The sequence below is a fragment of the Microbacterium sp. UMB0228 genome (assembly GCF_002871415.1).
Lineage (GTDB): Bacteria > Actinomycetota > Actinomycetes > Actinomycetales > Microbacteriaceae > Microbacterium.
In genome coordinates this window covers 45,027-57,804 of sequence record NZ_PNFU01000009.1, presented here as the reverse complement: position 1 = coordinate 57,804, position 12,778 = coordinate 45,027, and the positions used below count along the sequence as shown (strand labels likewise).

The 12,778-nt window shown below is 69.6% G+C and carries 10 protein-coding genes; 9 read left to right on the top strand and 1 reads right to left on the bottom strand.

Features of this window, described 5'->3' with window-relative positions:
• Positions 1–3: 3 nt before the first annotated feature.
• From CJ226_RS16475 to CJ226_RS16440, 8 genes are all read left to right on the top strand, one after another.
• The gene (locus tag CJ226_RS16475) at positions 4–1,260 is read left to right on the top strand and encodes an MFS transporter (protein WP_102209855.1); all 1,257 of its coding nucleotides are present in this window, start codon (positions 4–6) and stop codon (positions 1,258–1,260) included.
• A gap of 65 nt (positions 1,261–1,325) precedes the next feature.
• The gene (locus CJ226_RS16470) at positions 1,326–2,732 is read left to right on the top strand and encodes a trehalose-6-phosphate synthase (RefSeq protein ID WP_102209854.1); all 1,407 of its coding nucleotides are present in this window, start codon (positions 1,326–1,328) and stop codon (positions 2,730–2,732) included.
• Between the two features lie 43 nt (positions 2,733–2,775).
• The gene (gene otsB / locus CJ226_RS16465) at positions 2,776–3,573 is read left to right on the top strand and encodes a trehalose-phosphatase (RefSeq protein ID WP_102209853.1); all 798 of its coding nucleotides are present in this window, start codon (positions 2,776–2,778) and stop codon (positions 3,571–3,573) included.
• Between the two features lie 9 nt (positions 3,574–3,582).
• Positions 3,583–5,301 carry a dihydroxy-acid dehydratase gene (ilvD, locus tag CJ226_RS16460; RefSeq protein WP_071328457.1) on the top strand — a complete coding sequence of 573 codons (1,719 nt, stop codon included), beginning with the start codon at positions 3,583–3,585 and terminating at the stop codon, positions 5,299–5,301.
• 70 nt (positions 5,302–5,371) lie between these two features.
• Positions 5,372–7,171, top strand: a complete 1,800-nt coding sequence (locus tag CJ226_RS16455; RefSeq protein ID WP_025103267.1) for an acetolactate synthase large subunit — start codon at positions 5,372–5,374, stop codon at positions 7,169–7,171.
• Between the two features lie 3 nt (positions 7,172–7,174).
• Entirely contained in the window at positions 7,175–7,684 is a 510-nt protein-coding gene (ilvN, locus tag CJ226_RS16450) for an acetolactate synthase small subunit (protein WP_025103268.1), read from the top strand.
• Positions 7,685–7,743: 59 nt separating this feature from the next.
• On the top strand, positions 7,744–8,772 hold the full coding sequence (ilvC, locus tag CJ226_RS16445; RefSeq protein ID WP_025103269.1) for a ketol-acid reductoisomerase: 1,029 nt from the start codon (positions 7,744–7,746) through the stop codon (positions 8,770–8,772).
• 102 nt (positions 8,773–8,874) lie between these two features.
• Positions 8,875–10,140: an alpha-L-fucosidase gene (locus CJ226_RS16440; RefSeq protein ID WP_102209852.1), complete on the top strand. Its 1,266-nt coding sequence runs from the start codon at positions 8,875–8,877 to the stop codon at positions 10,138–10,140.
• A gap of 19 nt (positions 10,141–10,159) precedes the next feature.
• Here the strand turns inward: CJ226_RS16440 and CJ226_RS16435 are convergent, their stop codons facing one another.
• Positions 10,160–11,311, bottom strand: a complete 1,152-nt coding sequence (locus tag CJ226_RS16435) for an ROK family transcriptional regulator (protein WP_102209851.1) — start codon at positions 11,309–11,311, stop codon at positions 10,160–10,162.
• Between the two features lie 201 nt (positions 11,312–11,512).
• Between CJ226_RS16435 and CJ226_RS16430 the strand changes: the two genes are divergently transcribed.
• Positions 11,513–12,772 carry an ABC transporter substrate-binding protein gene (locus tag CJ226_RS16430; RefSeq protein ID WP_025103272.1) on the top strand — a complete coding sequence of 420 codons (1,260 nt, stop codon included), beginning with the start codon at positions 11,513–11,515 and terminating at the stop codon, positions 12,770–12,772.
• The last annotated feature ends 6 nt before the right edge of the window (positions 12,773–12,778 follow it).

Genomic DNA, 12,778 nt, shown 5'->3' with positions numbered 1-12,778 from the left:
GCCATGACACACGCCAGCACCACGCCCGATATCGCCGAGCCGAGCCTCTTCCGCCTCGCCGGCCTGCCCTACTTCCTCATCGCGTTCATCGCGCGTCTGCCCTTCGCCATGATGGTGGTCGGTGTGCTGACCGTCGTCGTGTCGGCGCGGGAATCCCTGTCGCTCGGCGGGCTCACGTCCGCTGCGGTCGGTCTCGGCACCGCCTGCTTCGGCCCGATCCTGGGCGCCGCCGCCGACCGCTTCGGCCAGCGCACAGTCCTCCTCGCGCTCACCGTGGGCAACGCGGCGATGCTCCTGCTCTTCACCGCGGTGGTCTACGGTCCGGCCGCCGACGGCTTCGTGCTTCTCACCGCGATCGGCATCGGTGCGACGGCCCCGCAGGTCGCGCCGCTCTCGCGCTCCCGTCTGGTCACGATCATCGGCGAACGGATGCCGGCGGAGCGCCGCGCCCGCACGGTCTCCGGCACGATGGCGTACGAGTCGGCCGCCGACGAGACCGTCTTCGTGTTCGGTCCTTTCCTCGTGGGCGTCCTCGCCTCGGCACTCGCGCCCTGGGCCCCGCTGGTCGGCGCCGCCGTGCTGACCCTGGTGTTCGTCGGGGCCTTCGCGCTGCACCCGAGCGGGCGGCATGTCTCGCAGGACCGCACCGAGGACGGTCGGGCGCCCTCCGCCGTGTCCGAGCTGTTCCGGCCGCAGCTCCTCATCGTCGTCCTCGGCATCCTCGGCGTCGGCATCTTCTTCGGCACCATGCTCACCTCGCTCACGTCGTTCATGGCCGACCTCGGTGCCCCGGAGCAGGCGGGCCTGCTGTACGGCGTGATGGGCGTCGGCTCCGCGCTGCTGGCCCTGGGTGTCGCGTGGCTCCCCGCGCGGTTCTCGCTCCGGGCGCGATGGCTCGTCTTCTCCGGAGTCCTCCTCGCCGGCTCACTGCTGCTCGGCATCGTCGACTCGCCGGCGGGGATGATGCTCGCCCTGGCCATCATGGGCATCGGCATCGGTCCGACCCTTGTCACCCAGTACAGCTTCGGAGCGGCGCGGAGCCCCCGTGGCCGGTCGGCGACGGTGATGACGATGCTCGGCTCCGGCGTGATCGTCGGCCAGTCGATCGGCGCCGCGGTGGCGGGGGAGATCGCGGAGAGCCTCGGCACGTCGGCCGCCCTCGTGCTTCCGATGATCGCGGCCGGCATCGCGTTCGCGGCGGGTCTCGGCAACTGGGCCCTCAGCGGTCTGCACCGCGGAACGTCCGCTGTCAAGGCCTGACCGAGGACCAGCGGTCGGCGCTCATCCTCGGTAGGTTGGAAGCTCCTGGACCGAGGAGTGCCCCTGTGACCGCTGCTGATTTCGTCGTCGTCGCCAACCGCCTCCCGGTGGACCGGGTCGTGGGGCCCGACGGCGAGGAGACCTGGCGGACGTCGCCCGGCGGCCTCGTCGCCGCCCTCGAGCCGATGATGCGCCGCGTGCACGGCGCCTGGGTCGGCTGGCCCGGTCAGCCGGACGTGGAGCTCGAGCCCTTCGACGCCGACGGGATCCATCTCATCCCGGTGACGCTGAGCTCCGAGGAGGTCGCGGACTACTACGAGGGCTTCGCGAACGACACGATCTGGCCGCTCTACCACGACGTCATCGCCCCGCCGCAGTACCACCGTGAGTGGTGGGAGGCGTATGTGCGGGTCAACCGCCGGTTCGCCGAGGCCGCCGCGGCCGCCGCCGCTGAGGACGGCACCGTCTGGGTCCACGACTACCAGCTCCAGCTGGTGCCCCAGATGGTCCGCGAGCTGCGCCCCGACGTCACGATCGGCTACTTCCACCACATCCCGTTCCCCGCGCACGGCCTGTACGCCCAGCTTCCGTGGCGCGACCAGGTCCTCCGTGGACTGCTCGGCGCCGACGTCATCGGCTTCCAGCGGGCGCAGGACGCGACCTACTTCCTCACCGCGGTGCGGCGCCGGTTGCGCTACGAGGTGAAGGGGCCGAACATCACGGTCCCGGAGCAGGGCGGCTCACGGACGGCGATCGCCAAGGCGTTCCCGATCTCCATCGACACCGCCCCGTACCTCGAACTCGCCGCACGGGAGGACGTCCGGGCGCGGGCCGCGGAGATCCGCGCGAGCCTCGGCAACCCCAAGCGCATCCTCCTCGGCGTCGACCGCCTGGACTACACCAAGGGCATCGGGCACCGGATCAAGGCCTACGGCGAGCTCCTCGAAGACGGCCGCCTCGATGTGGAGGACGTCACGCTCATCCAGGTGGCGAGCCCGAGCCGGGAGCGGGTGGACGCCTACGCGCACCTCCGGGACGAGATCGAGCTCGCGGTGGCCCGCATCAACGGCGACCACGACACGGTCGGCCACTCCGCCATCCGCTACCTGCATCAGGGGTACCCGCGCGAGGAGATGGTCGCCCTGTACCTCGCGGCGGACGTCATGCTCGTGACGGCGCTACGCGACGGCATGAACCTCGTCGCGAAGGAGTACGTCGCCACGCGGACCGACAACCGCGGCGTGCTGGTGCTCAGTGAGTTCACCGGCGCGGCGGACGAGCTCCGTCAGGCCGTACGCGTCAACCCGCACGACATCGCGGGACTCAAGGACGCGATCATGGAGGCGGTGGAGATGTCGCCCGCTGAGCAGGGGCGCCGTATGCGGTCCCTGCGCCGACGGGTGCTGGACAACGACGTGAACGCCTGGTCGTCGTCCTTCCTCGAGGCCCTGGCGGACGCCCGTCGCCGCTGACCGCCCCCCTGCACCCCCCTTCTTCCTCTCGATCGGAGACACCGTGACGCGCCCCTGGATCCCCGGAACCGCCGACGCCGACCTCACCGCCCTCGCGACGACGCCGCGCCTGGTGGTCGCCCTCGACTTCGACGGCACCGCCTCCCCGCTCGTCGTGGACCCCATGGCTGCACGGGCGCTGCCCGAGGTGGCCGCGCAGATGACGCGCCTGGCCGCGATGCCGGACACGGTCGTCGCCTACGTCTCGGGGCGCAGCATGCACGACCTCCGGGAGATCACCGAGCACACCGACGACTCCGTCGTGGTGCTCGCCGGATCGCACGGCGCGCAGTACTGGTTCCCGGGCGAAGGCGCCGCTGACGCGCCGGGCGATGTGACCGAGGCCGGGGCGCGCGAGGAGCTGTGGGCGGCCGCGCAACCGATCATCGACCGCTACGAGGGAGCGGAGCTGGAGCCCAAGACCTTCGGCATGGGCGTGCACACCCGGCGCGCGGACCGGGACACCGAGGAGAAGGTCTTCGCCGAGATCGACGCCCTCGTCGCCGAGCGCTTCCCGCACTGGCGGCGGCGCGCCGGTCACCGGGTCCTCGAGTTCTCGTCGCGGAACGAGGGCAAGGACGCCGCGATGATCGCCCTCCGGGAGCGCTTCGACGCGACGGGCATCCTCTTCGCCGGCGACGACGTGACCGACGAGGACGCGATGCGCGTGCTGCAGGAGGGCGACCTCGGCGTGCGCGTCGGGCCGGGGGAGAGCGCCGCGACCCTCCGTGTGGACTCCCCACAACAGATCGCCGCGCTTCTGGAGACGCTCGCGAACGAGAGGGCCGTCGCGCAGGAATAGACTCTCGTCATGTCCTCGCATGATCCCTCCACCAGCGCGCCCATCGACATCAAGCCCCGCAGTCGCGTCGTCACCGACGGCATCGAGGCCACGACCTCCCGCGGCATGCTCCGTGCCGTCGGCATGGGGGATGCCGACTGGGACAAGCCGCAGATCGGCATCGCGTCCAGCTGGAACGAGATCACGCCCTGCAACCTGAGTCTCGACCGGCTCGCGCAGGGAGCGAAGGAGGGCGTGCACTCCGGCGGCGGCTACCCGCTGCAGTTCGGCACGATCTCGGTCTCGGACGGCATCTCGATGGGCCACGAGGGGATGCACTTCTCGCTCGTCTCCCGCGAGGTCATCGCCGACTCGGTCGAGACCGTGATGATGGCCGAGCGCCTCGACGGCTCCGTCCTCCTCGCCGGCTGCGACAAGTCCATCCCCGGCATGCTCATGGCCAGCGCGCGCCTCGACCTGTCGAGCGTCTTCCTCTACGCCGGGTCGATCGCGCCGGGCTGGGTCAAGCTCTCCGACGGCACCGAGAAGGACGTCACGATCATCGACTCGTTCGAGGCGGTCGGCGCCTGCCGGGCCGGCCTCATGAGCGAGGAGGACCTCAAGCGCATCGAGTGCGCCATCGCCCCCGGTGAGGGCGCGTGCGGCGGCATGTACACGGCCAACACCATGGCCTCCGTCGCCGAGGCGCTCGGGCTCAGCCTCCCTGGCTCCGCCGCGCCGCCCGCGGCCGACCGTCGTCGCGACTACTTCGCGCACCGGTCGGGCGAGGCGGTCGTGAACCTGCTCCGCCAGGGGATCACGACGCGCGACATCCTCACCAAGGAGGCGTTCGAGAACGCGATCGCCCTCGCGATGGCCCTCGGCGGCTCGACCAACGTCGTCCTCCACCTCCTCGCCATCGCCCGCGAGGCCGAGGTCGAGCTGAGCCTGCACGACTTCAACCGCATCGGCGACAAGGTCCCGCACGTGGCCGACATGAAGCCGTTCGGCAAGTACGTCATGAACGACGTCGACCGGCACGGCGGCATCCCCGTGATCATGAAGGCGATGCTCGACGAAGGTCTGCTGCACGGCGACGCGCTCACCGTCACCGGCAAGACGCTCGCCGAGAACCTCGCCGAGCTCGACCCGCAGCCGATCGACGGCGAGGTCATCCACACGTTCGACAACCCCATCCACGCCACCGGCGGACTCACGATCCTGCACGGATCGCTCGCGCCGGAGGGTGCCGTCGTCAAGACCGCCGGCTTCGACGCTGCCGTCTTCGAGGGTCCCGCGCGGGTCTTCGAGCGGGAGCGCGCCGCCATGGACGCGGTCGCCGAGGGCAGCATCGAGCCGGGGACGGTCATCGTCATCCGGTACGAGGGCCCCAAGGGCGGACCGGGCATGCGCGAGATGCTCGCCATCACCGCGGCCATCAAGGGCGCGGGGCTCGGAAAAGATGTACTACTCTTGACGGACGGACGATTCTCAGGCGGCACAACCGGCCTGTGCATCGGCCACATAGCACCCGAAGCGGTGGACGCAGGTCCTATCGCCTTCGTGCGCGATGGTGATCTGATACGGGTCGATATCGCAGCTCGCTCTCTCGATCTACTCGTCGACGAGGCAGAGCTCGCCTCCCGCCGCTCTGGCTGGGAGCCGCTTCCCCCGCGCTACACCCGAGGCGTTCTTGCCAAGTACTCGCGCCTCGTGCGGTCCGCCGCCGAGGGCGCGACGACCGGCTGATCCATCGACCGGCTCAGCAACCGCTCGATCGGAGCGCCGGTGTCCCGCACAGTTCATCAGAAGGAATGTCATGACTGCTGACTCCGTCTCGGCCGTGCCGAGGCCGCCCGCCCGCCCATCCGCTCCGGAGATCACCGGTGCGGAGGCCGTCGTCCGCTCGCTCGAGCTGCTCGGCGTCACGGACGTCTTCGGCCTTCCCGGCGGCGCGATCCTCCCGGTCTACGACCCGCTCATGGACGCCTCGCAGCTGCGCCACATCCTCGTGCGGCACGAGCAGGGCGCCGGCCACGCGGCCGAAGGCTACGCGTCCGCATCCGGCAAGGTCGGCGTGTGCATCGCCACCTCCGGTCCCGGAGCGACCAACCTCGTCACGGCGATCGCCGACGCCTACATGGACTCGGTGCCGCTGCTGGCGATCACCGGTCAGGTGTTCTCGACGCTGATGGGCACGGATGCGTTCCAGGAGGCCGACATCGTGGGGATCACGATGCCGATCACGAAGCACTCGTTCCTCGTGAAGGACGCCGCGGACATCCCCGGCGCCATCGCCGCGGCCTACGAGATCGCCGGCACCGGGCGCCCCGGTCCGGTGCTCGTGGACATCACCAAGGATGCGCAGCAGGCGACGGCCCCGTTCGTGTGGCCGCCGAAGATCGACCTCCCCGGGTACCGACCGGTGACCAAGGCGCACGGCAAGCAGATCCAGGCGGCCGCCGCCCTCCTCGCGGAGGCGAAGAAGCCGGTGCTGTACGTGGGCGGAGGCGTCGTCCGCGGCCGGGCCGCGGCCGAGCTGCTCGAGCTCGCCGAGTCGACCGGTGCGCCCGTCGTGACGACGCTGATGGCGCGCGGCGCGTTCCCGGACTCGCACCCGCAGCACCTGGGCATGCCCGGCATGCACGGCACCGTTCCCGCCGTGCTCGCGCTGCAGGAGGCCGACCTCCTCGTCTCGCTCGGCGCCCGGTTCGACGACCGAGTCACCGGCAAGGCCGCGCTGTTCGCGCCGCACGCGAAGGTCGTGCACGTCGACATCGATCCGGCGGAGATCTCCAAGATCCGCACGGCCGACGTGCCGATCGTGGGCGACGTGCGCGACGTGCTCACCGACCTCGACGCCGCCTTCCGCGGAGCGACGGCCGACGCGAAGCCCGACATCGAGGAGTGGTGGTCGTACCTCGACGGGCTCCGCAACGAGTTCCCGCTCGGGTACGCGCCGACGACCGACGGTCTGCTCGCCCCGCAGTACGTGATCCAGCGCATCGGCGAGCTCACCGGTCCGGAGGGCATCTTCGCCTCCGGTGTGGGACAGCACCAGATGTGGGCCGCGCAGTTCATCAAGTACGAGCGTCCGAACGCCTGGCTGAACTCCGGCGGGGCGGGCACGATGGGCTACTCGGTGCCGGCGGCCATGGGTGCCAAGGTCGCGGAGCCGGAGCGCCAGGTCTGGGCGATCGACGGAGACGGCTGCTTCCAGATGACCAATCAGGAGCTCGCCACCTGCGCGATCAACAACATCCCGATCAAGGTCGCGATCATCAACAACTCGTCGCTGGGCATGGTCCGGCAGTGGCAGACGCTCTTCTACGACGGCCGTCATTCCAACACCGACTTGAACACCGGGCACGGCACGATCCGCATCCCCGACTTCGTGAAGCTCGCGGAGGCGTACGGCTGCCTCGCGATCCGCGTGGAGAAGGAGGAGGAGGTCGACGCCGCCATCCAGCTCGCGCTGGAGACGAACGACCGCCCCGTGGTGATCGACTTCGTCGTGAGCGCCGACTCCATGGTGTGGCCGATGGTGCCGCAGGGGGTCAGCAACAGCTATGTCCAGTACGCGCGCGACCACGCGCCCGCGTTCGACGAGGAGGACTGAGCCATGTCGACCCACGTCCTGAGCCTGCTGGTGGAGAACACCCCCGGCCTCCTGACCCGCGTCGCCGGCCTGTTCGCGCGCCGGGGCTTCAACATCGACTCCCTCGCCGTCGGCGTGACCGAGGTGCCGGGGATCTCCCGCATCACGGTCGTCGTCGACGTGGAGGAGCTCCCGCTCGAGCAGGTGACCAAGCAGCTCAACAAGCTGATCAACGTCATCAAGATCGTCGAGCTCGACCCGGCGTCGTCCGTGCAGCGCGAGCACATGCTCGTGAAGGTGCGCACGGACAACGCCAGCCGTTCGAACGTGATCGAGGTCGTCAACCTCTTCCGCGCCTCGGTCGTCGACTACGCCGCCGACGCCCTCGTCATCGAGGTCACCGGGGACAAGGGCAAGGTCGAGGCGCTGCTGCGCGCTCTGGAGCCCTTCGGCATCAAGGAGATCGCCCAGTCCGGCCTCCTCGCGATCGGCCGCGGCGGCAAGAGCATCACCGAGCGCGTCCTGCGCGGCTGACCCTTCGACAGACTCAGGGACCGCGCGTCCCGCACAACCACAACCAAGGAGAGAAACCAGTGAGCACCGAGATCTTCTACGACGACGACGCCGACCTGTCCCTGATCCAGGGCAAGAAGGTCGCCATCGTCGGCTACGGCTCGCAGGGCCACGCCCACGCCCAGAACCTGCGCGACTCGGGTGTCGAGGTCGCGATCGCCCTCAAGGAGGGCTCGAAGTCCGCCGCGAAGGCCGAGGAGGCCGGCTTCCCCGTGAAGACCGTGGCCGAGGCGACCGAGTGGGCCGACGTCATCATGATCCTCGCGCCGGACCAGCACCAGCGCACGATCTACAGCGAGTCCATCGCCCCGAACCTGACGGCGGGCAAGACCCTGGCCTTCGCGCACGGCTTCAACATCCGCTTCGGCTACATCGACGCTCCCGAGGGCGTCGACGTGATCCTCGTCGCGCCGAAGGCTCCCGGTCACACCGTGCGTCGCGAGTTCGTCGCCGGCCGTGGCATCCCGGACATCATCGCCGTCGAGCGCGACGCGTCCGGCCAGGCCTGGGACCTCGCGCTCTCGTACGCGAAGGCGATCGGCGGCACCCGCGCCGGCGTCATCAAGACGACCTTCACCGAGGAGACCGAGACCGACCTCTTCGGCGAGCAGGCCGTGCTCTGCGGTGGCATGAGCCACCTGGTGCAGGCCGGCTTCGAGACCCTCGTCGAGGCGGGCTACCAGCCGCAGATCGCCTACTTCGAGGTGCTGCACGAGCTCAAGCTCATCGTCGACCTCATGTGGGAGGGCGGCATCGCCAAGCAGCGCTGGTCGATCTCCGACACCGCCGAGTTCGGCGACTACGTCTCCGGCCCGCGCGTGATCGACGAGCGCGTCAAGGAGAGCATGAAGGGCGTCCTGTCCGACATCCAGTCCGGCGCGTTCGCGAAGCGCTTCATCGAGGACCAGGACAACGGGGCCGAGGAGTTCCTCGCCCTCCGCGCCAAGGAGGAGCAGCACCCCATCGAGGCGACCGGCAAGGAGCTGCGTTCGCTCTTCGCCTGGAAGCAGCAGGACGAGGACTACGTCGACGGCAGCGCCGCGCGCTGATTCGACTCGCGAACGAACGGGCGTCCCTCCGGGGGCGCCCGTTCGGCGTTCCGTACGGCATTCCGCGGCGCAGACATCGGATGTCTGTGCCAGGATGGACGCATGCGACAGGAATGGTTTGATGACGCCCGCTTCGGCATGTTCGTCCACTTCGGCCTCTACAGCGGGGCCGCGCGGCACGAGTGGGTGCAGAACTACGAACGCCTCACCGACGAGGAGTACCGCCCCTACTTCGACAACTTCGATCCCGACCTCTTCGATGCCGCGGCCCTGGCGAAGACCGCCAAGGAGACGGGGATGGGCTACGTCGTGCTCACGACGAAGCACCACGACGGCTTCTGCCTCTGGGACTCGAAGCTGACCGACTTCACCTCCGTCACGGCGGTCGGGCGGGACCTCGTGCGCGAGTACGTCGACGCCCTTCGTGCCGAGGGCATCCGCGTCGGCCTCTACCACTCGGTCATCGACTGGCATCACCCCGACTTCACGGTGGACTGGAACCACCCCCGACGCGACGACGAGAACGCGCACGCCCTGAACGAGGGGCGCGACATGGCCCGCTACCGGGAGTACCTGCACGGTCAGGTCCGCGAGCTGCTCACCGAGTACGGCGACATCGACTACCTGTTCTTCGACTTCACCTATCCCGAGTCCAAGGACGGCTGGGAGGGGAAGGGGCCGCAGGACTGGGACGCCGAGGCGCTGCTCGCGCTGTGCCGCGAGCTGCAGCCGGAGATGCTCGTCAATGACCGGCTCGGCATCCCCGCGGACTTCGTGACGCCCGAGCAGTATCAGCCGACGGCTCCGATCGTCCGCGACGGCGTCCCGCTCGTGTGGGAGGCGTGCCAGACGCTCAACGGCTCGTGGGGCTATCACCGGGACAACACCGACCAGAAGTCGCCGGTGCTGCTCGTGCAGATGCTCGTCGACTCGGTGTCGATGGGCGGCAACATGCTGCTCAACATCGGCCCGGACGGGCGCGGGGCGATCGCGCCCCGGGACGCGGCGACCCTCGCCGAGATCGGGGAGTGGATGCGCCTCCACGACCGCGCCGTGATCGGCGCCGGTCACGCGCCGTTCACGCCGCCCCGAGAGGGCGTGTACACGCTTCGCGGCGACCGGCTCTACCTGAGCCTGTTCAGCTGGCCGCTGGGCTTCGTGCATCTGCCCGGCCTTGCGGGCAAGGTCTCGTATGCGCGCCTGCTGAACGACGGGTCCTGGCTGCGTACGAGCGTCAGCGACCCGGACCAGCAGGCCGACCTGATGACGCCGGCAGGCGAGGCCGCGGGGACGCTCACGGTGCATCTCCCGGTGCGGCGTCCCGACGTGCTGATGCCGGTCATCGAGCTGCGCCTGACGGGGGAGTGAGGCCGTCGGTGGCGGCGGCTCAGGCCGTCGCCACCGGGATCTCCATGCCCTCGAGCGCGAGGCGGGCGGCGCCGTGCAGGATCGCGTCCGCTCCGGTGGCTGCGGCCTCGATCCGCAGGCGCTGGGTCGCGAGCGGGTGGCAGGCCTCGTAGACCCGGCTGCGCACCGCGGCGATGAACGGCTCGGAGGCGCTCATGCTCCCGGTCAGGAAGAGGGCGTGCGGGTTGAAGAAGTTCACGACCCCGGAGAGCGCCTGGCCCAGGTGGGTCCCGGCGGTGCGGACGAGCGTCGTCGCCAGCGGGTCCGCGTCCCGTGCCAGTGTCAGCACGTCGGCCGTGGTGCGGACGTCGGTGTTGCCGCGCTCGCGCATCTGGCGGACGAGGCTCGCGCCGCTGGCCACCGTCTCCAGGCAGCCGGTGTTGCCACAGGAGCAGGGGATGTCCCCGCTGCCGTCGATCCGCGTGTGCGTGATGTCGCCGGCCGCAGCGGTGGCCCCGCGGTGGATGTGGCCGTCCACGATCATCCCGCTGCCGATCGCGGTGCCCGCCTTGACGGTGATGCTGTGCTGGGTGTGCCCGAGCTGGCGACGGTGCTCGCCGAGGGCGGCGAGGTTGGCGTCGTTGTCGACGAAGACGGAAACGCCGTGGCGTGCCGAGAGGTGCTCGCCGACGCGGAATCCGGGCCACCCCGGCATCCGCGAGGGCTGATCCACGGCGCCGGTCTCGACGTCGACGGGACCGGGCAGGCTCACCCCGATCGCGTGGACTCGCGTCTCGGCGAGCAGGCGCTCGAACACCTCCGACACTCTCTCCAGTGTCGCCTCCGGGCCGTCCGCGACGTCGATCGCGATGGTCTCCGAGTGGAGCAGGCCGCCGCTGAGGTCGTGCCGGCCGATGCGGGCATGGCGCCCGCCGAGATCGGCGGACAGCACGATGCCGTCGCCGGCGATCCGGAGCACGCGCGGCCGTCGTCCGCCGCGGGAAGTGCCGGCCCCGGCCTCCTCCAGCACGCCGGCATCGAGAAGCGCCTGCACGCGCAGGCCGACGGTGGAGGCGGCCACGCCGAGAGCGGAGGCGAGCTCCGAGCGGGAGCGGGCCTGCCCGCGCGCGACGAAGTCGAGGATGCGCCGTGTGTGCGGGTCGTCGACGGGGGTGTCGGCGGGGTTCGTCATAAAGGTCCTTCGTCTCGGAGCATGGTCAGCGTAGCGGGGGGATGTCGCATGTTTCGGAGGCGTGACGAATTATCACCACCCGATAAACATCGGATGTTCAGCTTGCGGCACCCTGCGAACTATGACAGCGTAACTTCATACGAAATCCTACTTGGTTAGTTCGAGTCTCGAAATAACCGTTCCCTTCTCAGGAGGCATTCAATGAAGAAGTTGCGTGTGGGGGCTGTCGCCGCTGTCGCGGGCGTGGCCGTGGCGATGACCGGCTGTGCGAGCAGCGGGGGATCCGGAGGCTCGGCCGACGGCGACACCATCGTCGTGGACATGTGGGCCGGCAGCGAGTCGGACGTCGACGCACTGGAGGCGCAGATCGAGTTCGCGCAGAAGCAGAACCCGGACATCAAGATCAAGTTGCAGACCTCGCCGTGGAGCGACTTCTTCACGAAGCTCACCACCAACATGGCCAGCGGCAACATGGCCTGCATCACCGGCATGAGCGGTGCGCAGCTCGGCGGCTACACGGCGGGCTTCCGTCAGCTCAGCGACGAGGACCTCGAGACCGCCGGCATCGACTGGTCGGAGTTCAACCCGAGCGCGGACGGCATCCTCAGCTTCGAGGGCAAGGTCTACGGCGTGCCGTTCGACGTTGCCACCATGCTCGTCTACTACAACCAGGACATGCTGACGGCCACCGGCGCCGCGACTCCGGAGATCGGCTGGACGTTCGACGACTTCGCCACGATCGCGGCCGACGCCACGAAGGACGGCAAGTACGGCTTCGGCATGGGCATGGGCGGCTACCAGTGGATGTCGATGCCGATCGCCTACTCCGCCACGCAGCCCGCCTCCGAAGACGGCACACTGCACATTGACGACGAGGACTTCGTCGACGCGGCGTCCTGGTACGCCGGCCTGGTCACCGAGAAGAAGGTCGCGGCTCCGGTCGCCTCCGCGTCGGACACCGGCTGGGGCGAGAACCAGTACACGGGCGGCAACGCGGCGATGGCCGTCGACGGCACCTGGAACGCGGTCAGCTACCTCAACAACGAGTCCGGCTTCGCCGCCGGCATGGTGCCGCTGCCCGCCGGCGTGGACGGCAACCCCGGTCCCATCCTCGGCTCCGGCTACGGCATCGCCGAGAACTGCAAGAACCCGGAGGCCGCGCTGAAGGTGCTCGGCTCCCTCGTCGGCGAGGATGCGCAGGACTACATCGCCTCGTCCGGCCGCTCCTACCCGGCCCGCACCTCGTCGCAGCCGCTGTACTTCGAGTCGATCGACGAGCAGTACCGGGACCAGGTCCAGTCGGTGTTCGAGGCCGCGTTCGGCGACACGGTGCCGCTCTACATGACCAAGAACTGGCAGAAGCTCGACAGCTACATCCAGCCCAACCTCGTCAGCGTCTACAACGGCCAGATGACGATGGAGGAGCTGCTGTCGAACGCCCAGGCGCAGTTCGGCGAGTGAGCCGGA

What these genes read in the sequence shown, in the direction of transcription:
- CJ226_RS16475 (WP_102209855.1), top strand. Translation starts at nt 4, where the DNA reads ATGACACACGCCAGCACCACGCCCGATATCGCCGAGCCGAGCCTCTTC.
- ilvD (WP_071328457.1), top strand. Translation starts at nt 3,583, where the DNA reads ATGTCCTCGCATGATCCCTCCACCAGCGCGCCCATCGACATCAAGCCC.
- CJ226_RS16455 (WP_025103267.1), top strand. Translation starts at nt 5,372, where the DNA reads ATGACTGCTGACTCCGTCTCGGCCGTGCCGAGGCCGCCCGCCCGCCCA.
- ilvN (WP_025103268.1), top strand. Translation starts at nt 7,175, where the DNA reads ATGTCGACCCACGTCCTGAGCCTGCTGGTGGAGAACACCCCCGGCCTC.
- CJ226_RS16440 (WP_102209852.1), top strand. Translation starts at nt 8,875, where the DNA reads ATGCGACAGGAATGGTTTGATGACGCCCGCTTCGGCATGTTCGTCCAC.
- CJ226_RS16435 (WP_102209851.1), bottom strand. Translation starts at nt 11,311, where the DNA reads ATGACGAACCCCGCCGACACCCCCGTCGACGACCCGCACACACGGCGC.
- CJ226_RS16430 (WP_025103272.1), top strand. Translation starts at nt 11,513, where the DNA reads ATGAAGAAGTTGCGTGTGGGGGCTGTCGCCGCTGTCGCGGGCGTGGCC.